This window comes from Metabacillus endolithicus (assembly GCF_023078335.1).
In the GTDB taxonomy this organism is placed as follows: domain Bacteria; phylum Bacillota; class Bacilli; order Bacillales; family Bacillaceae; genus Metabacillus; species Metabacillus endolithicus.
Genome location: NZ_CP095550.1, coordinates 894223 through 918923 on the forward strand (window position 1 = coordinate 894223; position 24701 = coordinate 918923).

The following is a 24701-nucleotide window of genomic DNA, read 5'->3' on the forward strand; positions in this document are numbered from 1 at the left end:
CTTGAAAACGTTTAATCTTTATTCGAAATACAGATATCTAAAAAAAACCGTTACCAAACGGAAACGGTTTTTTAATCAATGATCTCTTTTGGCAATTAAGTCACACATTTGTTCTAATAATTCAGATGGAACAGACAGGCTTTTTATTAGTTGTTTTGCTTTTGTAATGTGATCCTCAAGCTTTGTTTTTGCTCCTTGCATCGTTAAGAGTGAAGGATATGTTGTTTTTTCATTAACCGTATCAGAGCCTACAGGCTTTCCTAGTTTATCTTGGTTTCCTTCTAGATCTAAAATATCATCTCGGATTTGGAACGCAATTCCAACATGATAGGAAAACTCTCGTAGCTTGTTAATATCTTCTTCTGGCGCTTCAGCTAATATAGCTCCAGCAATAATACTAAAAGCGAGTAGTTTTGCTGTTTTGTTTTCATGAATAGACTGAAGCTCTTCTATGCTTAACTTTTTTGCTTCGCCTTCCATGTCAGCAACCTGTCCACCAACCATTCCTTCTGCACCAGATGCTTTAACAAGTTCAGATATTAGTCTAAGCTTCTGTTCAGCTGAACAAGTTGGATCGTTTGCAATTAGGGCAAAGCTTTGAGTTAATAATCCATCACCAGCTAGCACAGCTATTGCTTCACCAAATACTTTATGATTTGTTGGTTTTCCTCGTCTTAAATCGTCATCATCCATACAAGGTAAATCATCATGTATTAATGAATAAGTATGAATCATTTCGATTGCACAGGCAGTCGCCAAGCCAAGTTCTTCAGGTTTATTATATGTATGAAGTACAGCTAAAACTAAGATTGGTCGTAAGCGCTTCCCACCTGCTTCTAGCGAATAAATCATTGACTCTTGTAAAGATTTAGGTGTTTGAAGTTCTTTTATGTATAAAGGAAGCGCCTCTTCAATCTTTTGTTTTCTAGTACTTAAAAAATCGTTTAACATATTGGTCACGATTTTTCTTCCTCCTGAAGCTCAAATGGCTTTAGCTCTCCATCTTCACGTAAAATAAAGTCCATTTGTTTTTCAACATGCTGAAGCTTATCATGACATAACTTTGAAAGTTCCATTCCTTTTTGAAAATATTCAATAGCTTTTTCTAGAGGAACATCACCCTCTTCAAGCTTGCCAACAATCTCTTCTAACTGTTGCATCGCAGTTTCAAATGAAACTTCTTCATTTTTAGTTTGCTTTTCATCACTCATGTATTGTTCGCTCCTCTGTCCCCTGAACTTGACAATCAATCTGACCATCTTTTAATTGTACTTTCAGTTTTTGCCCTGTTTTTATATCATTTACGCTTTTTATGAGCTTGTCATCTTGATAAACAAGACTATATCCACGATCCATAATCTTTAAAGGACTTAATGCATTTAGTTTAGCAAGTGTTCCTTGAAATTGCGACTGTTTATGCGTTATCAATGTACTCATTTCCCTGTTTAGCTTTTTAAGTAAAGCTTCATGCTCTAAATTCGATCTTTTTATTTGATCTTTTGGATGCACTTGGGCCAAACGGTTCTGCAAATACATATAGTTATCTCTTTTGCGATTGATTGTTCTTTGGCCTTCTTTTGATAATCGGTCCATCATTGTGTCTAGTTGCTGTTCTTTTTGTAGATAAAGCTGCTTCGGATAACGAAATGCATAAGAATTTCGATAATGATTCAGCTTTTCTTTCTGAGAATTTACCTTCTCTTGTAAAGCTCGTTTCACCCTATTTTTCCGTTCTAACACACGATCAATCAAATCACTGGCATGCGGAACAGCTTGCTCTGCTGCACCTGTCGGGGTTGGGGCTCGTAAATCTGCAACAAAGTCAGCAATTGTAAAGTCTGTTTCATGGCCCACAGCAGAGATAATTGGCACATTTGAAGCAAAGATCTCTCTTGCCACAATTTCTTCATTAAAGGCCCAAAGCTCCTCTATAGAACCACCACCTCGTCCAACGATTAAAACGTCCAATGTTCCTAGTTTATTGGCCGTTTTAATGGCTTTTGCAACCGAAGCACCGGCTTGCACACCTTGAACAAGGGCTGGAATGAGGATTACTTTAGCTAGAGGGTAACGCCTGTTTATTGTTGTTAATATATCACGTATGGCCGCTCCAGTTGGTGAAGTTATGACTCCAACTTGATTCGGGTATTTTGGTATGGTTTTTTTATGTATTTCATCAAAAAGTCCTTCTTTTTGAAGCTTCTTCTTTAACTCCTCGTATGCTAGGTATAAGCTACCGATTCCGTCTGGCTGCATTTCCTTTACATAAACTTGATAGCCACCACTTTGTTCATAAACAGAAATTTCCCCACGCATTAATACCTTCATACCATTCTCTGGTCGAAACTTTAATGATTTATTTGCCCCAGCAAACATAACTGCTTGAATTCGTGCTTTTTCATCTTTTAGAGTAAAATACATATGGCCGCGGCTATGTAAATTAAAGTTTGAGATTTCCCCCTTAATCCAAATGTCTGACAGGTGTGGGTCAACATCAAATTTACGTTTTATATATTTTGTTAGAGCTGTAACCGTTACATATTTTGGTTCATTCATTTGCCTGCCTCCTTCCCTTAACAAAAAAATTGAAGGAAGGACAGAATATGAAGTTCCATTCTGCCCTTTTTTTGAATTTCCTATTATAAGTTACTTATTTCGTTTCTAGAAATTGCTTGGCAGATTGAACAGTGTTATGCGCAAGCATAGTAATTGTCATTGGACCTACTCCACCTGGAACAGGAGTTAGATAACTTGCAACTTCTTTAGCTTCGTCAAAAACAACGTCCCCTACTAATTTTCCGGTTTCAAGACGATTAACACCAACATCAATGACAACCGCACCTGGTTTAATTTGATCGCCTTTAATAAAATTAGCTCGTCCAACAGCAGCCACCAAAATATCTGCTTCCTTTGTATAGGAAGTTAAATCTTTTGTTTTGGAATGACAATAAGTTACTGTTGCATGTTCATTTAATAATAGTTGTCCAACAGGTTTTCCGACAATATTGCTTCTTCCAACAACAACCACGTTTTTGCCAGCCATTTCTACGCCGACCGATTTTATCATTTCTACAATACCAGCAGGTGTACATGGTAAAAATGTTTCTTGCCCTGTCATCATGCGACCGATATTAATTGGGTGGAAGCCATCAACATCTTTTTGAGGTGAAATTTTCTCTACAACAGCTGTTTCATTAATATGTACCGGAAGCGGAAGCTGAACTAAAATACCATGATATTCATCATTATTATTATAGCTTTCGATCACATCAAGCAGCTCATTTTCCGAAAGACTTTCAGGGAAATGTTCTAATTTAAACCCTACACCGATTTCTTCAGCAGCTTTTTGCTTTCCTCTAATATAAGAGAGTGATGCTGGATTGTCCCCTACTAAAATAACAACAAGTTTCGGTAGCAAGCCTTTTGCTTTAATTTGTTCTACCTCAACAGCCAACTCACTTCTTTTTGTTTTAGATAACTCTTTACCATCAATTATTGTTGCAGCCATTCCTTATTCCTCCTCAATTATCCCTAATTAAATCTCTAAATTTTGTTTAATTTTAGAAAGAACACCATTAACAAACTTGCTAGAATGATCATCCCCAAATGCTTTTGCAAGTTCCACTGCTTCATCAATTGTCACATTAGCAGGAACATCTTGTTCATATTTTAGCTCATAGGCAGCCATACGAAGAATGGTTTTATCAATGTTTGCCAAGCGATCAATTGTCCAATTTACAAGATGAGGACTTATTAGCTCATCAAGCTCTTTTTCATGCTCAATTGTTCCGAAAACAAGTTGATTCATAAATTCATTAGAACGTTCTTCATCTAAAGCATGTTCAATTGCTTCATTGGGATCTGTATTACTTACATTCACTTGAAAAAGCGCTTGAAGGGCCTTTTCTCTTGCTGTTCTTCGTTTCATCCTTTACTTGCTCCTTTAATGTTAAAAAATGTCGAATGTCATAATGTGATCATAACATATCTCACAAACATATTCATTCAGAAATCACCTGTTTTTTAGGAATTCCCGAATGAAAAGGCTTTTTTTATAAAAAACATTCGTTGTTTTAAATTTGATATTTTCTTTTCCTTACTGTTTTTAACTATAATCCTATTTGATTATGTAAAGCATTTAGATTAAAAAGAATATTGCTTTATTATCAATATAACCAGTCATAAAGATTCTATAATCACATGATACCGTTTCATGTAAGAAAAACCTGACCCCCCTGGTTATTTGTATTTACAAACATCCAGTCAATCCTACCATCTTATCATACAAAAAAAGAAACCAAAGGAAGATCCTTTGGCTCACAGACACATATATCTTTACTAGAAGAAAGAAATGTTACATTTCTTGGTCTACTTCTACTTCATTTGTTTTCGTCTCAAATTGAACACCAACAACGTGAATATTTACTTCATTCACCTCTAAAGCTGTCATATTTAACAACGCTTGGCGGATATTGTCTTGAATTTTTTGGGCAACAGTTGGAATAGAAACTCCGAAGATCATGACGCAGTAAACTTCGATTATAATTCCTTCTTCAGTTAAATCAACTTTTACACCTTTTCCGTGATTTTTCTTTCCAAGTCTCTCCACAACACCTGCAGCAAAATTACCACGCATTGATGCTACTCCTTCAATTTCTGAAGCCGCAATACCTGCAATGACTTCAATTACCTCAGGAGCAATCTCGACCTTACCTAAACCGTTGTTTTCAGGATTCATCTCTAAAACATTATTAGTATCTTTCAAGAATCAGCACCTCCGTGTAATTTTATGACTCCATAACCTTATGCAATTCTAAGAATTTCGTATTAAAATCTCCACTTACAAACTTTTCATGCTCAAGCAGTCTCAAATGGAATGGAATGGTTGTCGATATTCCCTCAATTACAAATTCACTTAATGCACGCTTCATTCGAGAAATTGCTTCTTCCCTGGTTGCACCGTAAGTAATAAGTTTCGCAATCATTGAATCATAATACGGTGGAATAGAGTAACCAGGGTATACCGCTGAGTCCACTCTAACACCCAAACCACCCGGCGGCAAGTACATTTGAATCTTACCAGGTGACGGCATGAAGTTCTTTTCAGGATTTTCTGCGTTAATACGACATTCAATTGACCACCCATTAAAAGTAACTTCTTCTTGTGTAACAGACAATTTTTCACCAGAAGCAACCTTAATCTGTTCTTTAATTAAGTCAATTCCAGTTACCATTTCTGTTACTGGGTGTTCCACTTGTATTCGCGTATTCATTTCCATAAAGTAATACTTCTTATTCACATGATCAAAAATAAACTCAACTGTTCCTGCTCCAGTATACGCAACAGCTTCTGCAGCTTTGACCGCAGCATCACCCATTTGCGCTCGAATTTCTTCAGTTAGTGCAGGAGATGGTGTTTCTTCAATTAGCTTTTGAAGTCTTCTTTGGATAGAGCAATCACGCTCACCTAAGTGAATTGTGTTACCATGGCTATCTGCTAACACCTGGATTTCAACATGGCGGAAATCTTCAATGTACTTTTCGATATATACACCTGGATTTCCAAATGCTGTAGCAGCTTCTTGTTGGGTAATTTCAATACCCTTTACTAAAGCTTGCTCATCTTTTGCAACACGAATCCCTTTTCCGCCACCGCCAGCTGTAGCTTTAATTATAACAGGATATCCCATCTCATTTGCTAGTTTTTTGGCATCATCAATGCTTTCAATAATACCTCTTGAACCTGGAACAATTGGCACCCCAGCTTCACGCATTGTCTCACGCGCAACATCTTTTGTTCCCATTTTTGAAATTGCCTCTGCACTTGGCCCGATAAAAATGATGTTTACTTCTTTACAAAGCTCTGCAAAATCAGCATTTTCAGCTAAAAATCCATATCCAGGATGAATAGCATCACTTTCAGTAAGCTTTGCTACACTAATAATATTTGTAAAGTTTAAGTAGCTGTCCTTTGAAGCAGTTGGTCCGATACAGTATGCTTCATCAGCAAGCTGTACATGTAAAGCTTCACGGTCTGCTTCGGAAAAAACAGCTACGGTTTCAATCTCAAGTTCTTTGCATGCACGAATAATTCGAACAGCTATTTCTCCTCGATTTGCAATTAGTATTTTCTTAATCATATTTTATGCTCCTTATTCAGGCTTAACTAAGAATAAAGGTTGACCATATTCAACTAGTTGTCCATTCTCAGCTAGTATTTCGACGATCTCACCCTTTACTTCAGCTTCGATTTCATTAAAGAGTTTCATCGCTTCTACAATACATACAACAGTGTCATTCGTCACCTTTGAACCAACTGATACATAATTACCTGCTTCAGGTGAAGAAGCTGCATAGAATGTTCCTACCATTGGAGAAGTGATCTTATGTAAGTTTGATGTGTCAGCTTTAGTCTCTTCTGTCTTTGGTGCAGAAGCCTCTTGAACAGGCTGTTGAGTTGGGACAGGTTGTGGTTGTGTAGACACTACTTCCACAGGTGGAGCGGCTACTACATTTCTTACAACTGTTTCAACTTCCTGTGATTGCTTTTTCATTTTTATTTTGGAACCATCTTGTTCAAATGTAAATTCATTAATAGAAGATTGATCAATTAACTTAATAATTTCTCTTATTTCTTGTATTTTTAGCATGCTTAGGCACCCCTTTAATTCATTGATCATGTGGATACATGATCTGCTAATTTATAATCTAGTACTAAAACTTAGTCCCATAATACCATCTTACAGTACATGTGAGAAGAAATTCAACAATAATTCTACCCATTTCTTTTCGTTTCTACCGGGAATAAGTAGATTTATTTTACTATTGTGCTATATTTTAGGGTTTCCAAAAACGGTATGAGACAAAAAAGGTCAACCCTATTCTTTAGAAACTAACCTTTCTTGTTACTTTTTAGATTATTTATCTCTTACTGGCTGAAATGTCACGATAACATCTTCCATGTTTTCCATTTCATCTTTTACAAGTAGCATGATTTCATTTGCAGCTGTCTTGCTATGTTCTTCTGCTTTAATCGTAATTTTCACATCATTTCCTTCAGCACGTACTAAAGCATCATCAAAACCTTTTGATTTGATTAAAGTTTCTAAAAGCATTTCTTTTCGTGCTGCATCATTTAAAGCTTCCATTTCGTCATAAGCATCACTTTTTTCTTCCGCTGACGCGTTATTGCTAGCTACAATAGCTTGTAATTGCTCTTTCATTTCATTACGTTGATCATCTAATTGCATACGTAAATCTGTAAATAACTCATCACTAGAAACACTAGAGATTACTGTTCCATCTTCTAACTCTTCTGTTTGAATGTCAGCTTCTTCTCCTGCCTCTGTTCCTTCGCCTTCAGTTGCTTCACCTTCAGTTTTCTCACCTTCAGTTCCTTCTTCTGCAGGTTGCTCTTCTGTAGCTTCTTCAGCTGTTGCATCTTCACTTACTTCTTGATCTTCACCTGTCATCACGATATTACCTGCTCCACCTTCAGGAGATGTTACGTAATAAACTGATAATACCACCACTAAACTTAACATTGTTAATAACCAAACCGTTTGTTTTTTCAACATCATCTATTCATCCTCCTTCATTTTTTTCGATGCTACAGCTACACGATGGCTAGGTACTCCCAGCACCCGTGTCACTGACTCTACTATTGTTTTTTTTATATGAATGTTGTCAGCACCCTCGGCAACAATTAGAACCCCGCGAATTTCCGGCTTTTGTGTTTGAACAATAATTGGAGTCTCTTTTTCACCATCCTGGATGATGACAACTTGTTCATCAATTGATTGATCTTCCACTTCTCGTTTCCCACCTTCACGATCAGTTTCTGTTGTTTTTTGGCTTTGGGAAACGCTGTTTTTTTCAATTATTTTCTTTGCTGTTGAATCGACATTTACAACAACATGTACATTTCCTACACCTGAGACTGTTTCAAGCACTTCTTTTAGCTGATTTTCGTATTCAGCCTCATAATCAGAGATGGAGCCAGTCGTATCACCCTTTGCCTGCTTAAACACTTCTGTACTTTCAGCTTCCTCGGTACTAGATGTGACCGGTAGTGCATTTTGTACAGAATCCTCACTACTTGTAAAGAGATTACTAAACAGCATGAATGCTACGCCTAGCACAAATACGAGAATAAAATAATGATATTTTGATGGTTTTTTAGAATCTGACTGACCAAGCATTGACTTTAGCTTATCAATGAAGCTTTCTTTATTACTCATCTAATGACTCCTCCCCCTTTCCAAGTCTATTGAGATTTTTTTCTTCTTCAACTTCCCAAATTTCAGCTAATGATGCTGTCATTTTCGCTACTTGAACTTCATCCAATTGCTCTTCTTTTACTAATTCGTTTGTCGTATCAATGGAGACAGGCTGAACAACTTCAACCGACCCATCCTCTGCAGCATCTTTTACTACATTTGGTTTTAAGATGACCTGAATATGTTGCAAGTCTTTTTGAGAATTGATTTCTTCTACTTGTTCGTTTTCGGAAAGGTGGATCGTATCAATCATGACATCATAACTTTGCACCAGCTCCTCTTCTGCCATCGTTTTCATTTGGACAGCCATTTGTTTTAAAATATATGCACGTTGTGAGGCTTGTATTTCTTTTTTCTGAAATTCTATTAAATTTTTTCCGGTTTCACCTTCTGAAGAAGCTTGTAATCGGAAATCATTCAAAACGTCATTCATATCTGCAGAAAATATTTTAAAGATTGGATTAATAATGACAATGATTAACAATAAACTGATCACCATCTTCGCATATTTCTGCATAGATGAATTTGGTAGAAGCAGGTCGATAACAACAGCCAGCAAAATAAATACGATAATATTGGTAATCCATTCTGTTAAAAATGACATCGTAGATTCCTCCTTTACCGCATCATCATTGTCAGATTTCCTGCAGCAATGATGACCGTTAAACTCAAGAAAAACATGAGAGAAACGATTGCTAGTGCTGCAAAGATATAAATAACGCTTTTACTAATAATATCTAAACAGGTGATAACCGGACCTCCGCCAAGCGGCTGAAGGATAGATGCAGCAAATTTATAAATAAATGCTAGAGATAAGACTTTAATCGCCGGAAATGCGGCAATAAATAAAAGAATCGCTACCCCGATTACACCCACTGTATTCTTTAATAAAACTGAAGCACTAATCACTGTATCAGTTGCATCAGTAAACATCCGACCTAGTACTGGTATAAAGTTTCCAGTAATAAACTTTGCTGTACGAATGGTGATTCCATCTGACACAGCTGCAGATGCACCCTGGACGGATATCACCCCAAGAAAGATTGTTAGAAATGAAGCTAGTAAGCCGATGCTTATATTTCTTAACAGTCCCGCTAGCTGAGTTACTTTATATTGATCTGTTAACGTACTAACAATACTTAATAAAGCTGATAAAAATAGAAGCGGTAAAACTACATTTTGGATTAATAATCCACTAGTGTTCATTAAAAAGATAATCACTGGATGGAAAAATGCCGCTGAAATGATTCCCCCTGATGAAGCCATTAAGGCTAATAACAACGGTATAAGAGCTAAAATAAAATTTGTCATTGACTCGATTGCATTCGTTGTATATTCAATCGCAACATGGAAACTGTTCAACGCAATAATTATTAACACCATGTATACCAATGCGTATGCAACTTTACTAACAGTACTCTGGTTAAAAGCATTTTGCAGCAACTGAAGCAGCATACTAAAGATGGTTAATAATATTAATGTACCAAGCAGCTTTCCATTTGCGATTAATTCATGAAACAAAAACTTGAGAAATGCCTTCATCCATTCTTGAAAGGAAAGCTCTTTTTCACCACTTAAAAATTGAAGCAAGCTTCCTTTCTGACTTTCTGGTAAAAATCCCCCGTATTCCGTCATTACCGCATCCCAATATGTTTTAATATCGGTGACATCAAGTTTCTCAACTTGTTCATTTACAAATGTTTCTGCATTCAATTCCATTTCCGGATCTTCCGTTTCCTGAGGTGCTGTCGTGGAGGCTTGTACACTTATTGGGATCGCAAGAAAAATAGAAACAAAGAGTAAGGTATAAAGAAATGCTCTCATTCACACACCTCCACTAAAGGGTGTTCCGCAGCATCAATTAGGTGGGGGGGACCCTTGAAACCCCCCCCCCCCCCCCCCCCCCCCCCCCCCCCCCCCCCCCCCCCCCCCCCCTCTCATCATTCACACACCTCCACTAAACATGTCAAATAGAGTAATAATTGTAGTGATTGCTAGTTAATTCGTGGATGTTTCTTATGTTGAGAGGTCAGAGATGAGTTTGTAGGGCGTTGTAGCCCTTTATGAGATAACAATTAAGTTCCAGGTATCATCCCAAGTACTGTTTCAATAATGACAGTTAAAATTGGAATCGCCATTGTTAATATCAGGATTTTCCCACCCAATTCAATCTTAGATGCGATGGCACCTTGTCCAGCATCTTTCGTGATCTGTGCACCAAATTCTGCGATATAAGCAATTCCAATGATTTTTAAAATAGTCTCTACATAAATGAGATTTACATTTGCATTAAATGCAATCCTCTCTACCATCCTAACGATTTCATACACCTGATCTATTAAAAACAGAAAAATAACACAGCCGACAAACACAACAAGCATAAAGGCGAAGGTCGGCTTTTGTTCTTTTACAATAAGGGCGAGAAAGGTTGCAATTAGTACCTAGTCCGACGATTTGTATGATTTCGATAGTTGTCGCCCCCTTACCCTTGGAAAAGAAAGACAGATTTTATCTTCTTGAATAGATCATCTACTATGGAAGCGACCATGAATAAGATATAAATAAAGCCAATGAGTGTAACCCATTGTGCGTATTCTTTTTTTCCCATTTGATCTAAAATTGTGTGAAGAAATGCAACGACGATTCCTATCCCGGCAATTTGAAAGATCGTGTTAATATCTACACCCACCTAAAGACGACTCCCTTCCACTTCTACATCAATAAAATAACTAAAAGTAATCCTGATAATACACCTAAGCTTTTCACCATTTTTTCATAGCGATTTTGACGGTCAATGGCATCTGCTTCTTCTCTTTCTAAATGAGAAAGGGCTAATTTTATATGCTTCTGCTGTGAAACACGATCATGCTGTCCTAAGGTTTCCCCAAATTGCTTTAGGACTTCGTACTCTCCTTGCTTAAACGCCGTAAAACGCCAAATTTCTTGCAGACTCTCCTCCCAAGCCCCTTTGACACTTGTGTGACCCTTAACCAGCTTTTTAGCAAACTGTTCAAAAAACCATGATAACGGCTTAGGCAGCTGCTTTGAGATATTTTGTGACGCAACAATAAGAGAGGTATGACCATACATAATTTCTGCCTCCAGTGATTGTAAAGCAACCTTAAGCTGCCTTAGTTGCCGCGTTCTTTGACTCAAGTGCTTTGCCGCTTCAAAACCCACCCAGGTTGTTGCAATGACAATGAGAATCGCACCTACCCATTTAATCATTTATGCAACACTTCCTTTTTTAGTAAGTGCTGACCATGATTGTTTAAAATTTGTTGAACTGTTCCTGGACCATCCCTTCTAGTCAGCTCTACATAACGATCAAAGACGTTGGCTTCGAATAACGCTTTTAAGCTTGGCCGATTCAACAACTCACTTGCACGATATCCATGTACCGTTACAAATAATTGAACTCCCGCATGAACAGCCTCCATTACAGCTTCTGCATCCTCTAACGTACCAATTTCATCAACAACCAACACGTCAGGACTCATTGACCTGATCATCATCATCATTCCCTCAGCCTTTGGACAAGCATCAAGAACATCCACACGTTCACCTAATTGATGCTGCGGAACACCCTTTACACACCCGGCAATTTCCGATCTTTCATCAACAATTCCTACTTTTTTGGATTCAATTTGTTGATACCCATTACTAATTAAGCGAGCGAAATCTCTTAATAGAGTCGTTTTTCCTGTTTGAGGAGGGCCAATAATTAATGTATTCAACCATTTTTGTTGATAAAGATAGGGAATATATTTCTCAGCGATACCTATCTTTTCTTTTGCAATTCGGATATTAAACGATGTTACATCACGAATGGCTTTGACTCGTCCATTTTCTGTAATGACTCGTCCAGATAAACCGACTCGATGTCCTCCTCGGACGGTGATATAACCCTTTTTTAATTCATCCTCTAATGTGTAAATGGAGTAATGACTTAGCTCATTTAATAGATTGATGGAATCCTCATAGGTTGTGTTATAAGAAAGAAAGACAGGCTTTCCAGCAATAATCACTTCAACTCTTTTCATAACACGTATTCGGATTTCTTCTATTCGAGACAGACTTGCAGGGTGAAGCTTCACAAGTTCTTTGCTAATCGATTCCGGAAGCATTTCTATCATTTCCTTCATTTCGCTTCCTCCTATTAACCTATTCGTTACTCTAATGTATGCAGGCTTGACCATAATCATTACTTATTTACATAATGTTTTGAAGGAAGTAGCCGCGTTCACTTATAAATTCCAAATAAGATAAAAAACACCCCAAGACCGATAAATAATAATTTGGCATAAGATAATTGATCAGCAATGTGAAAGATTCCAATCGTCATTGTTATAATAAAAATGACCGGACCTACAATTGCTAACAAAGAATTGATCGTAACAGCCTTCTTTACATCATTAAAGACAAGCATTAATATCGCAGCTGTAAGTTCAATTGAAGCAGATAAAAACCTCAGTCCAGCCATTGTCATAACAGTAGAATCAATATGAGAGAATATTCGTTTCATGTTGTCCTCCTAAAACACAGTTTGTACAACATATGCTGCAAAGCGAAAAATTAGACAGAAAAAAAGAGATGCATACTCTGCATCTCTTTTCCTTACTATATTAAATTATGCACGTGAAACATAAGAAGCTTCAGTTGTGTTAATGATTAAACGATCACCTTGGTTGATAAAGAATGGAACTTGAACTGTTAAACCAGTTTCTAGAGTAGCTGGTTTAGTTCCACCAGAAGCAGTGTCTCCTTTAATACCAGGTTCTGTTTCTGTTACTTCTAATTCAACTGAATTTGGTAATTCCACCCCTAGAGTTTCTGTACCAAACATCACAATTTGAACTTCCATATTTTCTTTAAGAAACTTTAATTCATACTCAATTTGAGAAGAGTTTAATTCAATTTGATCATATGTTTCTGTATCCATAAACGCATGTTGGTCGCCATTTGCATATAAATATTGCATTCTGCGTGTTTCAATTTGCGCTTTTGCTACTTTTTCACCCGCACGGAATGTTTTTTCTTGAACAGCACCTGTACGTAAGTTACGTAATTTTGAGCGAACAAACGCTGCTCCTTTTCCAGGTTTAACGTGTTGGAAATCCATTACACGCCAAATGCCGTTGTCTACCTCGATTGTTAAACCTGTGCGAAAATCATTTACTGAAATCATTTAAAAAATCCTCCTAGTGATATATAAATAAGGAATGGTAAACGTATATTTACATCATTCTCTATAAGAAAAGCGCTGGAGCTAGACACCAAAACTTATCACAAAATTTTATACTATTATAAAATAATAAGATCTTTCAGTGAATGAGTTAAAGACTCATTTCCTTTTTCCGTGATTACTGTATCATCCTCAATTCTTACTCCACCAAGGCCAGCTACATAGATACCCGGTTCAACCGTGACAACCATCCCTTGCTCAAGAACTGTATCCGATTTAAAGGAAAGGGCTGGACCTTCATGAACCTCCATACCAAGACCATGTCCGGTAGAATGCCCAAAGTACTCCCCATATCCTTGCTCTTTTATGTAATCACGTGTTAAGGCATCTGCTTGTTTACCAGTTAAACCTGGCTTAATGCCGCTCATGCCTCGTAATTGAGCCTCTAGAACAATCGAATAGATTTTCTTAAGCTCATCACTTGGTTCACCTACTGCAAACGTTCTAGTAATATCTGAACAGTATCCTTTGTAGTATGCACCAAAGTCAAGTGTTACAAAATCACCTTTTTCAATTTCCTTTTCACTCGCTACACCATGAGGTAAAGCCGAGCGATACCCTGAGGCTACAATGATGTCAAAAGATGATGAAACAGCTCCGTTTTTTCTCATGAAAAATTCAAGCTCATTTGCCACATCAATTTCTTTTAACCCTGGTTTTATGTAAGTTAAAATGTGCTTATAAGCCGCATCCGCTATTTCAGCAGCTTCCTTTAATATCTTAATCTCTGCTGGTGACTTAATCAAGCGTAACTTTTCCACAGCACCTGAAACTGGAATAAATTCACTGCTCTTTAATGCTTCTTTGTACGAAGAAAATAATTGGTAAGTTAAAGAATCTTGTTCAAAACCAAGTCGTTTTATACCAAGCTTTTCAACTTGATTTGCTACCTCCTCAATAATTGGGCCAGTATGCTGAACAATTTCAAAACCTTCAACTTCCTTTGCTGCTTGTTCTGTATAACGGAAGTCTGTTATAAAAACTGCTTTGTCTCCTGAAATGACTACCACACCAGCCGTACCGGTAAAACCAGTCATATATCTTCTATTATAACTGCTCGTTATTAAAAGACCGTCAATTGATAATTCTTTAAAACGTTGACGAATTTTTTCAAGTTTCATATTTTAGCCTCCAATTCGTTCTTTTAATGCTAATATCGCCAGCTCATATCCTTTAAAGCCGAGTCCAATAATTTGCCCAACTGTAACCGGTGCTGTTACAGATGTATGTCTGAATTCCTCTCTTGCATGAATATTTGAGATATGTACTTCAATGACTGGTATAGAGATGCTCGCAATCGCATCACGTATTGCATAACTATAATGTGTAAAAGCACCAGGGTTTATAACAATACCATGATATTGCTCACTCGCTTCATGAATCGCATCAATTAAATCACCTTCATGATTTGATTGAAAGCATGTAACCTCACAATTTACTTTTTCACCAATTGTTAAAAGGTCTTTCTCCAGATCTGTTAATGTTTTTGAACCGTATATTTCAGGTTCTCTTAATCCAAGCCTGTTTAGATTTGGACCATTAATAACTAAAACCTTCATGACTCCCTTACACCTCACAGTTAATCCTTAAGTTAAACTAGTCTGTTAATATCGCAAAGAAGCACACTTCACAATGCAATTAACAAATAAGCTTATACATAATAGTATAAAAAAAGAATGTTCATCACATGAACATTCTATCATATCTAAACATATCTCTACTAATGTTTCCTTCAGCTTTCCGGATTCGCTTGGAATTCATTGTAATCAAATGAAATCGAGTAACCAACAAATGCACCATATAAAATATAAAGACATAATGTAGTAACAACAGTTCCACGTGGTAGTTCAAAAACCGTATCCAAATTAGGAAAGATTGGATTTAACACAAAGAAAACTAATGCCCACAAGGCTCCACCAAATGCAACACCAATCCACAAGGATTTAAATCGTTTCAGTATAGCAAAATAAGCTAATGCCACACCGATAGATACAAGACCAAGGATAACGATACTTATTAGTTGCCCTAAAGTGCCATCCTTCCAATCTCCTAATGCGAATGGCTGAAGAATTAAGTTTGGACTAACCTCCGTAAAATTTAAATAATAAGAAAAATATGCTAGCAAGCTCCAAAATACTCCTCCAACAAAACCTGTAGATATTGTTTTTCCGATCGTTGACATTGGTTCTTCTTTCTTGTTCTGTTCTAATTTAGGATTATCTTCCAGCTTTTGTTCATCATCATTTTGTTTCTTTTTATCCGCCATTTTCCAACACCTCCATTATTACTATGTCCAATTTTTTGATTGTCCATGTTTTTAGAAATACAGTTTTTTAATGAAGAAATTAAAAAACTGTATTAGAGTTATTGGTGCACCAAAAAATCTTTTACAACAAAGATGAACCAAGTAAGTTTATGTGCACCAAGTCAGGATAATTTTCAAATAAAATGGAAATTCCATGTCTAGCAGGAAAAAGCATGGGTATAATGTAAATAAAGGAATGTTTTCCATGTTATTGGATACACTAACGAAGATAACATGAAATTTAAGGTTTTATTTTGACAAAATATCCAACCATGAACAGAATAGAAATACGCAATCATATTGTTCATTTCTAAACATCGCTCTAGAGGTTTCCTTTCAAATTCTGTATTATAGAGATAATAGCTAAACATTGTATTAGACGTTGTTTACTTTAATGAAGAATTAGGAATAGATAGGTTGGTGTCATATGTCAAATCAAAACAAGCCTGCATATGGTGGGCAAGCTGTTGTCGAGGGTGTTATGTTCGGTGGTAAGCATCACTATGTAACAGCCATTCGACGAAACGATAACTCAATTGATTATTTTCATTTACCCAGAAAAAATCAAACTGTTTTATCAAAACTTAAAAAAATACCCTTTTTAAGAGGTATTGTTGCCATTATCGAAGCGAGTGCAAATGGTTCAAAGCATCTAAATTTTGCTACTGAACGTTTTGAAGTAGATCCTGAAAATGACGAAAAAATGTTAGCTGAGAAAAAGAATGACTCAAAGCTTACGATGTGGCTGGGAATTGCAGCGGTCGGGGTACTTTCATTTTTCTTCGGAAAAGTCATTTTTACTCTTCTACCCGTTTTTTTAGCCGAATTTTTCCGCCCCCTTATATCATCAGACTTCGGGCAAATTCTCTTAGAAGGTGCTTTCAAACTTATGTTACTTTTAGCATATATATATGCTATATCTTTTACACCTTTAATTAGGAGGGTATTTCAATACCACGGTGCAGAGCATAAGGTAATTAATACTTATGAAAACAACTTGGAATTAACTGTTGAAAATGTTCAAAGTCAATCTCGACTGCATTACAGATGTGGTAGTAGCTTTATCTTATTCACAGTAATAGTTGGTGTGTTTGTTTACACTCTTGTTCCGACCGACCCTCTATGGCTGCGAATCGTGAACAGACTAGCCTTGATACCTGTTGTATTAGGCATTTCCTTCGAAGTGTTACAGCTAACGAATAAAGTTCGTGAAATACCAGTGTTACGCTATTTAGGATATCCAGGACTCTGGTTACAGCTGTTAACAACAAAGGAGCCTACAAACGATCAAGTTGAAGTGGCGATTGCAAGCTTTAACGAATTAATTCGAATGGAAAAAGAGACAGAAACATCTACTGAACAAATTGTTTAATGTGAATCTACTTTGATTGGTATTTTTTCTTGGAGGTGGTCATATGAATCGTCGTGTGAATTGGATTGTCATGATTGTTATTTCTTTAGGGGTTATTGGTTTTATTACAACGTTAGTATCTGATCCTCTATGGCTTTTGAAACAAATCGCCATCTATGCTGCTATTGCTGGTTTAATCTATCTTGTTTATCGATTATTCTCAAGAAGAAGAATGGGCAAAGAACATTCCTCTTATATGAAAGCTGCAAAGCAATCTAAAAGACGTTTTGACGACCGTAGCACAAAGTCTTCTAATGTCAAAAACATATCACAAGCTAAAAAAGCAAGAAAATCCTCTGCAATCAAAAAGAAAAAACAAACTCCTTCACATTTAACTGTTATTGAAGGAAAAAAAGGCAAAAAGAAAAACAGAGCGTTTTTCTAATAAGACCACTTCTTTAGAAATTCATTCGTTCTGTTTCGACCTAGCTCTATAAAGAATTTAGTTTTTTTTGTTCATTTAATTCAAATTCGGTTGTTACAATATCTTCAACAGGGATAAAGACCATATCTTTTTCATGTCGTCTAGAAATATGCCGCCCATCATGTGCTTCCTTCATTGTTTCAAATAATGCTCCAAATAAATCAATTGCATTATTAATCTTCTTTTTTGGTCTTTCTTTTTCACTATAACTAAGTTTTATGCCAAGAACAGGTCTTGTTTTATAAGGCCTATCTTGCTGATAAAATAGCCAAATCGGGAAATTACTAAGCACTCCTCCATCTACAAAAATAGTAGCTCCTTTGGAAGTATTTAACTTAACAGGTTCAAAAAAATAAGGTAAACTACAACTCATTCGTACTGCCTTCGCCACTGAAAAAGATTGTGGGTTAATACCGTAATGATGCAGATCATCAGGTATAACCATCAACCTTCCATTGGTTAAATCAGAAGCGATAACTCTCAAACTTCCCGGTGCTATATCGGCAAACGTAGAAACACCCCTGTCTCTTAACTTCTGACATAGCCATTCCTCTAATTTGCGGCCTCGATATAATCCAAGATTCCAATATAATGAAAGCCATTTTGTAAATGGTAAAGGCAGAATCGATTTCCGTTCATCTAAAAACATTTTCAAATCTACTTCATCCATTATCTTTAAAATTTCATCACTTGTATATCCTGCAATAATAAAAGCAGAAATAATAGAACCTGCACTCGTACCAGCTAGCCTTTTAAATTGATAACCCCTTTTTTCAATTGCTTGATATGCACCGATAAGTGCAAACCCTTTAATACCCCCACCTGAGAAAACACCATCAATTTTCAATCGGCCTCTCCCCTTCCCTCTTATAGTGTAAGAGCGTGGAAATGAAAATAGACCATCAATCATGATTTAGGGGAATCATTTACTCAATGTACAAATTTCTAGAGACAATCTTTTAAAATAACTAGCTTAAAACATGAATCCAAAGAAAAAACCCTTTTCAACAAAAGGGCTTTTTCTAAAATATTATTGTTTCATTTTTGGATCAAGAACATCTCTTAAACCATCACCCATTAAATTAAATCCTAAAACGGTTAGCATGATCGCCAACCCAGGAAAGAAAAGTGTCCAAGGCGCTTGTACAAGGTACTGCTTAGAATCTGACAGCATTTTTCCCCACTCCGGATTTGGTGCTTGTGCTCCTAATCCAAGGAAACCTAAAGCTGCGGCTTCAATGATAGCTGTTGCTATAGCGAGTGTTGCTTGTACAATAATTGGCGTCATACTATTCGGCAATATATGTCTAAATAAAATTCTATTATCCTTCATCCCTACTGCCCTTGCTGCCATAATATACTCTTCTTGCTTAACACTCAAAACCTTTGATCGAACAAGTCGACCAAAGTTAGGAATATTTATAATAGCAATTGCGATTAAAGCATTTTGTAAAGATGGTCCAAGAATAGCCACTACAGCTATCGCTAATAAAATACTTGGGAAAGCAAGCATAATATCAAAGATTCTCGAAATAATTGAATCTACCCAACGTCCATAATAGCCTGCAATAATACCCAAAAGTGTACCAAAAACAGCAGAACCTAATACAGAAAAGAAACCAACCCATAGCGAAATTCGAGCACCATAGAGAATTCTCGAGAGAATATCACGCCCAAAATCATCAGTCCCAAACCAATGCTCACTTGATGGTGCTAACAGTCGTTTTGATAATTCCTGTTCCTTAAATCCATAAGGAGCAATAACAGGTGCAAGTATGGCCAGAATAATAAAGAATATAACAATTCCAAGACCAACTAGTGCTAATTTATTTTTACAGAAGGATTTCCAAGCCTCTTTCCAAGGTGGTGTTACTTGTTCCTCAACAGTGGTATTCAAAGGATTTGGAGTGTTTTTTGCTAACTCTGCCACAATTATCCCCCCATTCTAATTATTGATGATATTTTATTCGTGGATCAACAACAGCATATAATAAATCTACGATTAAATTGATTAAGATAAAAATGGCTGCAATTATTAAGATACCTGATTGTATAACAGGATAATCTCGATAACCGATTGCATCGTATAAGTAACGACCAATTCCAGGCCAACCGAAAATCGTTTCTGTTAAAATGGCTCCTCCTAATAACAAACCTGTTTGCAAACCTATTACAGTTAAAACTGGAATAATAGCATTTTTTAAAGCATGTTTATAAACAACCCAGAACATTTTTAGACCCTTTGCTCTAGCTGTACGAATATAATCTGATTTCATTACCTCTAACATCGTAGAACGGGTCATTCTTGCAATAATCGCCATCGGTATTGTAGCTAATGCCAAACTTGGAAGAATAAGGTGCTGAAGAACCTGAACAAATTGATCTGTCCTGCCTTGAAGTAAGGTATCAATCATATAAATATTCGTTATGGCAGTTATCGGGTCCCTAACATCTTCTCTTCCTGTTGAAGGCAACCACCCCAACTCTATCGAAAACGCCCATTGCTCCATTAAACCAAGCCAGAAAATTGGCATTGATACACCAACTAACGCCAAGATCATAGCTAAATAATCAAACCATGAATTTGAGAACCATGCACTAATAATACCTGCATTTACCCCTATAAATATAGCGATTATCATTGCCACAATTGTTAGTTCAATCGTTGCAGCTAAGTACGGCCAAATTTCCTCATTAATTGGACCTCTTGTTCTAAGTGAGGTTCCAAGATCTCCTGTCAAAAGTGCTTTTATATAATCCACATATTGGATATACCATGGTTTATCTAATCCTAGTTCTGTCGTTAATGTAGCAATGGCCTCTTTCGTAGCCTTTTGTCCAAGAATAACCTGCGCTGGATCACCTGGTATAGCACGTATTATCGCAAACACTACTAATGTCATTCCAAACAATACGGGTATAAGTGAAAAAACACGACGGACTGTATAAGAAAACATATTGCTCACCTCTTTTTGTAGAAACTATCAATATTTTGCTTAACAAAAGGGGAGACAGAGCTCCCCTTTCTTTACATGATTATTTAAATTCAACTTTCGTTAAAGCCTCAGAACCAGTTGGATGTGGTAAATAATTTACTAAATCACTAGTTCCCGCTAATAACGGTGTTGAGTGAACCAATGGAACCCATGGTGCATCATCATGAATGATTTCTTGAGCTTGTTTGTATAAATCATTTCTTGTATTTTGATCTGTTTCAGTTTGAGCTTTAATTAATACATCATGAAGCTCATCATTGCTGTAATAAGAATAGTTGTTACTTCCGATACTATCTTTGTCTAAAAGCGTGTATAAGAAGTTATCTGGATCTCCATTATCACCAGTCCAACCTAACATGTACGCGTCGAACTCACCTTTAGCAGCTTTATCTAAGTAAGTTGCCCAGTCTACTGATTGAATTTCAGCTTTAACACCAATCTCAGCAAATGATGCTTGGATAACCTCTGCTACCTTCATTCCTTCAGGCATGTAAGGACGTGCTACTGGCATAGCCCAAAGATCCATTTCAAATCCATCAGCATAACCTGCTTCAGCTAATCGTTCTTTTGCTTTTTCTAAATCATAAGGATATGCTTCAATCTCATCATTGTAACCCTCAACAGAAGGTGGCATTGGGTTCTTTGCAACTTCTGCTTTTCCACCGTAAAATGCTTCGATAATTGCTTTTTTGTCAATCGCATGATTTAATGCCTGACGTACAAGTTTATTATCAAATGGAGGACGATTCACTGTAAATCCTAGGTATCCAGTGTTCATCGACGGACGTTCAATTAACTGAAGCTCAGCATTACCTGTAATTGTTGCTTCATCTGAATTATTTAATCCATCCATAAGATCAATTTCACCATTTGTTAAAGCATTAAGTCTTGATGAGTTTTCAGGAATAACACGGAAAATAACTTGCTTTAACTTAGGGAAACCTTCTAACCAGTAATCTTCATTCTTTTCAAGTACAATACGATCATTTTGTTTCCACTCTACAAATTTAAATGGACCAGTACCAACTGGATTTTCTCTAAATTTGTCACCAGACTCTTTAACAGCAGTCGGACTAGCAATTCCAAACGGAGACATTGCTAGGTTCTTTAAGAATGGAGCTTGTGGACGGTTAAGAACAAATTGAACAGTATTTTCATCAACTGCTGTAACAGATTCAATTACGTGTCCTTCTTCACCTTTAAAACCACCAAACATTGTATAGTAAGGGAAATCATCTGCATTTCCATTCATCCAACGCTCAAAGTTAAATACAACTGCTTCTGCATTAAAATCTGTACCGTCATGGAATTTAACACCTTGACGTAGCTTTAAAGTGTATGTAAGAGCATCTTCTGAAACTTCCCAAGACTCTGCAAGTCCAGGTTGAAGTGTTGTATCTTGCTCTCCATACTCGATTAGAGTTTCAAAAATGTTTTCAGTTACTTTAAATGTTTCACCTTCAGTTGTTGATATCGGATCAAGAGATGTTGAATCTCCCCCACGTCCAAAAACTAAAGTATCCTTTTTTTCTCCTTCGCTAGATGACTTTCCTTCGCCACCAGCTTTTTCATTTGAGTTACCGCTACAACCAACTAATAGCATACTAATTGCTAATAGTGAAATAAGTAGCAGCTTGAGTGATTTGTTTCTCATTCGCTTTCTTACCCCCATTTTTTTATTTATCATAAATGCCGCATGCTAGTCGTTATATAAATGACATGCAACAAAATGACCATTTATATTTTTATATTCTGGTCGAGTTGTTTTACAAATGTCCATACATTCTGAACATCTTGTGTGAAAGGCGCACCCTGCAGGAGGATTCGATGGACTTGGAATTTCACCCGTAATCGTAATTCTCTCACGACTAATATCAGGATCTGCAATAGGTACAGCAGATAAAAGTGCTTTCGTATAAGGATGCATCGCGTTCGTGTAAAGTTCCTCACTATCTGATAGCTCTATTAATCTACCTAAATACATAACACCTACACGGTCACTAATGTGACGAACAACACCAAGATCATGCGCAATAAAGATATAGGTTAGTTGAAACTCATTTTGTATATCTTTCATTAAATTTAGAACCTGTGCCTGTATAGATACATCCAATGCAGAAACCGGCTCATCGGCAATAATTAATTTGAGGCTTCGTCATAAGTGCTTTTGCAATACCAATCCTTTGACGTTGTCCACCACTAAATTGATGTGGATACCTTCTCGCATGGTAACTGCTCAAGCCTACGATTTCTAACATCTCTTGAACTCGTTTCTTTCTCTCTTCTTTTGAACCTATTCCATGGACAATAAGGGGCTTTCCAAGATTTTTTCAATAGAGTGTCTAGGATTTAAAGAAGCATAAGGATCCTGGAACACCATTTGAATGTCTCTTCGTGTTTTTCTTAATTCCGTTTTAGACAAGTTTCTAAGATCTTTATCTTCAAAAATGATGCTTCCATCACTAGCCTCTATTAATCTCATAAGTAAGCGGCCTGTTGTAGATTTGCCGCAACCACTTTCACCTACGATTCCTAATGTTTCACCCTTTTTCACGAAAAACGATAAATCATCAACAGCTTTCACTTCACCTTGCTTTTTTCCAAGTAAACCGCCATTTATAGGGAAATACTTTTTTAATCCATCAACTTGAAGAAGTAACTCTGTCATTTTTCTCTACTTCCTCCTTTCCACTATGCAAAAAGCAACGAACACTATGATCTTCTTTTTCCATTTTATATAGTTGAGGCGTTTCCACTTGGCATTGACCAAACATTTCTTCACATCTTGCCGCAAAACGACATCCGTTTTTGATACTTCCAGGTCGTGGAACGTTACCAGGTATACTATATAATCGATCTTTTTTCCCTCTAATATCAGGGACCGATTTTATCAATCCCTTTGTGTAAGGATGTTTAGGATTTTTCAAGATGGTTTGTACGTCACCTTGTTCGACAATTTGACCAGAATACATAACAATGACCCTGTCACATACTTCAGCAACTACTCCTAAATCGTGAGTAATAAAAATGATAGATGTGTTCATTCTTTCATTTAAATCTTTCATGAGAGATAGAATTTGAGGCTTGTATCGTAACATCAAGTGCAGTTGTAGGTTCGTCCGCAATTAATACCTGCGGATTACAAGCCATTGCCATCGCAATCATTACCCTTTGTCTCATCCCACCGGAAAGTTGATGTGGATAATCATTAACGATTTCATCTGCTCTTGGTATTCCAACTAACTTAAGCAATTCAATTGCACGTAATCTAGCATCTTTTTTCGCAAGATTTGTATGTAACTTTAAAGCTTCAATTAATTGATTGCCTATTGTAAACAATGGGTTTAATGAAGTCATAGGCTCCTGGAAGATCATCGATATTTGATTCCCCCGGATTCCTCGCATTTCTTTTTCACTAAATTTTGTTAAGTCTTTACCTTCAAATAAAATTTCACCATGTTCAATCACACCAGGAGGGCTGGGGATTAATCCCATTGTTGACAATGATGTAACACTCTTTCCACTTCCCGACTCTCCAACAATCCCTAAGATTTCGCCTTTATTTAACTCGAAACTTATTCCATCCACTGCTGGGATCAGCTTTTTTTCAGAACGAAAGGATACCTTTAAATCTCTTATTTGAAGTATAGGTTCTTTACTCATTTGCTCACCTACCAATTATCTTGTTAAAATTTAAAATTATTAAAATATAATGAAAGTATTGAATATTATTACATAAAAAATATTCTAATATTGTCGTTTTTTGTCGTAATTAAAGCACTTTCTTTCGACATATTTCGATATTATCACTTTAAACCTTTACTGCTAACTTGCGTTAAAGAGGTAAATACATTGGGAAACATAGCGGAAAAAGGATCCCACACTCATGCCACCTTTTTTCAGAAAAGCTTCTAATTCTTTCTCAGAATAATAATCAAAATAATATCCCACTACATTAATAAAAAGTTAACCTTTTTTTATCATTACAATGTTTCATTACGCAGACAAGGAGTTGGTTACTTTTTATACCAAGTATCTTTT

Annotated in this window: 25 protein-coding genes and 4 pseudogenes; 2 read left to right on the top strand and 27 right to left on the bottom strand. The window is 36.5% G+C overall.

The genetic code is table 11. From position 1 onward, the window contains the following. Nucleotides 1–75: 75 nt before the first annotated feature. The 21 genes and pseudogenes from MVE64_RS04945 to MVE64_RS05045 all read right to left on the bottom strand — a co-directional run bounded on the left by MVE64_RS04945 (nucleotide 76) and on the right by MVE64_RS05045 (nucleotide 15790). Nucleotides 76–960 (bottom strand): polyprenyl synthetase family protein, encoded by an 885-nt coding sequence (locus MVE64_RS04945; protein WP_247344302.1) that lies wholly within the window; start codon nucleotides 958–960, stop codon nucleotides 76–78. Next, nucleotides 957–1211: an exodeoxyribonuclease VII small subunit gene (locus tag MVE64_RS04950; RefSeq protein WP_098796035.1), complete on the bottom strand. Its 255-nt coding sequence runs from the start codon at nucleotides 1209–1211 to the stop codon at nucleotides 957–959. Before MVE64_RS04950 ends, MVE64_RS04945 begins: the two co-directional genes overlap by 4 nt. After that, the gene (gene xseA / locus MVE64_RS04955) at nucleotides 1204–2556 is read right to left on the bottom strand and encodes an exodeoxyribonuclease VII large subunit (protein WP_247344305.1); all 1353 of its coding nucleotides are present in this window, start codon (nucleotides 2554–2556) and stop codon (nucleotides 1204–1206) included. The genes MVE64_RS04950 and xseA overlap by 8 nt, the downstream gene beginning before the upstream one ends. A 94-nt stretch (nucleotides 2557–2650) precedes the next feature. Beyond that, nucleotides 2651–3508, bottom strand: coding sequence for a bifunctional methylenetetrahydrofolate dehydrogenase/methenyltetrahydrofolate cyclohydrolase FolD (folD, locus tag MVE64_RS04960; protein WP_098796033.1), 858 nt, complete (start codon nucleotides 3506–3508; stop codon nucleotides 2651–2653). A gap of 27 nt (nucleotides 3509–3535) precedes the next feature. Continuing rightward, entirely contained in the window at nucleotides 3536–3928 is a 393-nt protein-coding gene (gene nusB, locus MVE64_RS04965) for a transcription antitermination factor NusB (RefSeq protein ID WP_098796032.1), read from the bottom strand. 426 nt (nucleotides 3929–4354) lie between these two features. Beyond that, complete coding sequence (locus MVE64_RS04970; protein WP_162987411.1) at nucleotides 4355–4765, bottom strand: Asp23/Gls24 family envelope stress response protein; 411 nt, start codon at nucleotides 4763–4765, stop codon at nucleotides 4355–4357. A 22-nt stretch (nucleotides 4766–4787) separates the two neighbouring features. Continuing rightward, entirely contained in the window at nucleotides 4788–6140 is a 1353-nt protein-coding gene (gene accC / locus MVE64_RS04975; RefSeq protein WP_247344307.1) for an acetyl-CoA carboxylase biotin carboxylase subunit, read from the bottom strand. 12 nt (nucleotides 6141–6152) lie between these two features. Further along, nucleotides 6153–6650, bottom strand: coding sequence for an acetyl-CoA carboxylase biotin carboxyl carrier protein (gene accB, locus MVE64_RS04980; RefSeq protein WP_247344309.1), 498 nt, complete (start codon nucleotides 6648–6650; stop codon nucleotides 6153–6155). Nucleotides 6651–6917: 267 nt separating this feature from the next. Continuing rightward, on the bottom strand, nucleotides 6918–7580 hold the full coding sequence (locus MVE64_RS04985; RefSeq protein WP_247344312.1) for a SpoIIIAH-like family protein: 663 nt from the start codon (nucleotides 7578–7580) through the stop codon (nucleotides 6918–6920). Beyond that, the gene (spoIIIAG, locus tag MVE64_RS04990; protein WP_247344315.1) at nucleotides 7581–8240 is read right to left on the bottom strand and encodes a stage III sporulation protein AG; all 660 of its coding nucleotides are present in this window, start codon (nucleotides 8238–8240) and stop codon (nucleotides 7581–7583) included. Continuing rightward, on the bottom strand, nucleotides 8233–8883 hold the full coding sequence (spoIIIAF, locus tag MVE64_RS04995) for a stage III sporulation protein AF (RefSeq protein WP_247344318.1): 651 nt from the start codon (nucleotides 8881–8883) through the stop codon (nucleotides 8233–8235). The genes spoIIIAG and spoIIIAF overlap by 8 nt, the downstream gene beginning before the upstream one ends. 14 nt (nucleotides 8884–8897) lie before the next feature. Beyond that, the gene (spoIIIAE, locus tag MVE64_RS05000; RefSeq protein WP_247344320.1) at nucleotides 8898–10103 is read right to left on the bottom strand and encodes a stage III sporulation protein AE; all 1206 of its coding nucleotides are present in this window, start codon (nucleotides 10101–10103) and stop codon (nucleotides 8898–8900) included. A gap of 251 nt (nucleotides 10104–10354) precedes the next feature. After that, a pseudogene (gene spoIIIAD, locus MVE64_RS05005) lies at nucleotides 10355–10748 on the bottom strand (stage III sporulation protein AD). Between the two features lie 13 nt (nucleotides 10749–10761). Next, complete coding sequence (gene spoIIIAC / locus MVE64_RS05010; protein WP_026558844.1) at nucleotides 10762–10968, bottom strand: stage III sporulation protein AC; 207 nt, start codon at nucleotides 10966–10968, stop codon at nucleotides 10762–10764. Nucleotides 10969–10991: 23 nt separating this feature from the next. Next, nucleotides 10992–11507, bottom strand: a complete 516-nt coding sequence (gene spoIIIAB / locus MVE64_RS05015; RefSeq protein ID WP_098796024.1) for a stage III sporulation protein SpoIIIAB — start codon at nucleotides 11505–11507, stop codon at nucleotides 10992–10994. Next, entirely contained in the window at nucleotides 11504–12424 is a 921-nt protein-coding gene (gene spoIIIAA / locus MVE64_RS05020) for a stage III sporulation protein AA (RefSeq protein WP_247344322.1), read from the bottom strand. Before spoIIIAA ends, spoIIIAB begins: the two co-directional genes overlap by 4 nt. Before the next feature lie 98 nt (nucleotides 12425–12522). Continuing rightward, nucleotides 12523–12804, bottom strand: a complete 282-nt coding sequence (locus MVE64_RS05025) for a YqhV family protein (RefSeq protein WP_247344324.1) — start codon at nucleotides 12802–12804, stop codon at nucleotides 12523–12525. A 105-nt stretch (nucleotides 12805–12909) separates the two neighbouring features. Continuing rightward, the gene (gene efp / locus MVE64_RS05030; protein WP_098796021.1) at nucleotides 12910–13467 is read right to left on the bottom strand and encodes an elongation factor P; all 558 of its coding nucleotides are present in this window, start codon (nucleotides 13465–13467) and stop codon (nucleotides 12910–12912) included. Nucleotides 13468–13583: 116 nt separating this feature from the next. After that, nucleotides 13584–14645, bottom strand: a complete 1062-nt coding sequence (locus MVE64_RS05035; protein ID WP_247344327.1) for a M24 family metallopeptidase — start codon at nucleotides 14643–14645, stop codon at nucleotides 13584–13586. Nucleotides 14646–14648: 3 nt separating this feature from the next. Beyond that, nucleotides 14649–15083, bottom strand: coding sequence for a type II 3-dehydroquinate dehydratase (gene aroQ / locus MVE64_RS05040; protein WP_247344329.1), 435 nt, complete (start codon nucleotides 15081–15083; stop codon nucleotides 14649–14651). 173 nt (nucleotides 15084–15256) lie between these two features. Further along, nucleotides 15257–15790, bottom strand: a complete 534-nt coding sequence (locus MVE64_RS05045) for a YqhR family membrane protein (RefSeq protein ID WP_247344332.1) — start codon at nucleotides 15788–15790, stop codon at nucleotides 15257–15259. A gap of 466 nt (nucleotides 15791–16256) precedes the next feature. Here MVE64_RS05045 and MVE64_RS05050 point away from each other — a divergent pair, with 466 nt between their 5' ends. Together MVE64_RS05050 and MVE64_RS05055 are read left to right on the top strand one after the other, a co-directional pair. Further along, nucleotides 16257–17201 (top strand): DUF1385 domain-containing protein, encoded by a 945-nt coding sequence (locus MVE64_RS05050; protein ID WP_247344335.1) that lies wholly within the window; start codon nucleotides 16257–16259, stop codon nucleotides 17199–17201. Between the two features lie 43 nt (nucleotides 17202–17244). After that, a complete protein-coding gene (locus tag MVE64_RS05055; protein WP_247344337.1) occupies nucleotides 17245–17625 on the top strand; it encodes an SA1362 family protein in 381 nt (126 codons plus the stop codon). Here the strand turns inward: MVE64_RS05055 and MVE64_RS05060 are convergent. The 6 genes and pseudogenes from MVE64_RS05060 to MVE64_RS05085 all read right to left on the bottom strand — a co-directional run bounded on the left by MVE64_RS05060 (nucleotide 17622) and on the right by MVE64_RS05085 (nucleotide 24323). After that, a pseudogene (locus tag MVE64_RS05060) lies at nucleotides 17622–18511 on the bottom strand (patatin-like phospholipase family protein). The gene MVE64_RS05055 and the pseudogene MVE64_RS05060 sit on opposite strands and share 4 nt — an antisense overlap. Before the next feature lie 183 nt (nucleotides 18512–18694). Continuing rightward, entirely contained in the window at nucleotides 18695–19594 is a 900-nt protein-coding gene (gene nikC / locus MVE64_RS05065) for a nickel transporter permease (RefSeq protein ID WP_379051446.1), read from the bottom strand. Nucleotides 19595–19613: 19 nt separating this feature from the next. Continuing rightward, nucleotides 19614–20621 (bottom strand): ABC transporter permease, encoded by a 1008-nt coding sequence (locus MVE64_RS05070; protein WP_247344339.1) that lies wholly within the window; start codon nucleotides 20619–20621, stop codon nucleotides 19614–19616. Between the two features lie 79 nt (nucleotides 20622–20700). Further along, nucleotides 20701–22314 (bottom strand): ABC transporter substrate-binding protein, encoded by a 1614-nt coding sequence (locus MVE64_RS05075; RefSeq protein ID WP_247344342.1) that lies wholly within the window; start codon nucleotides 22312–22314, stop codon nucleotides 20701–20703. A 45-nt stretch (nucleotides 22315–22359) separates the two neighbouring features. Then, nucleotides 22360–23328: pseudogene (locus MVE64_RS05080) on the bottom strand (ABC transporter ATP-binding protein). Beyond that, a pseudogene (locus MVE64_RS05085) lies at nucleotides 23303–24323 on the bottom strand (ABC transporter ATP-binding protein). The pseudogenes MVE64_RS05080 and MVE64_RS05085 overlap by 26 nt, the downstream one beginning before the upstream one ends. Nucleotides 24324–24701 lie beyond the last annotated feature (378 nt).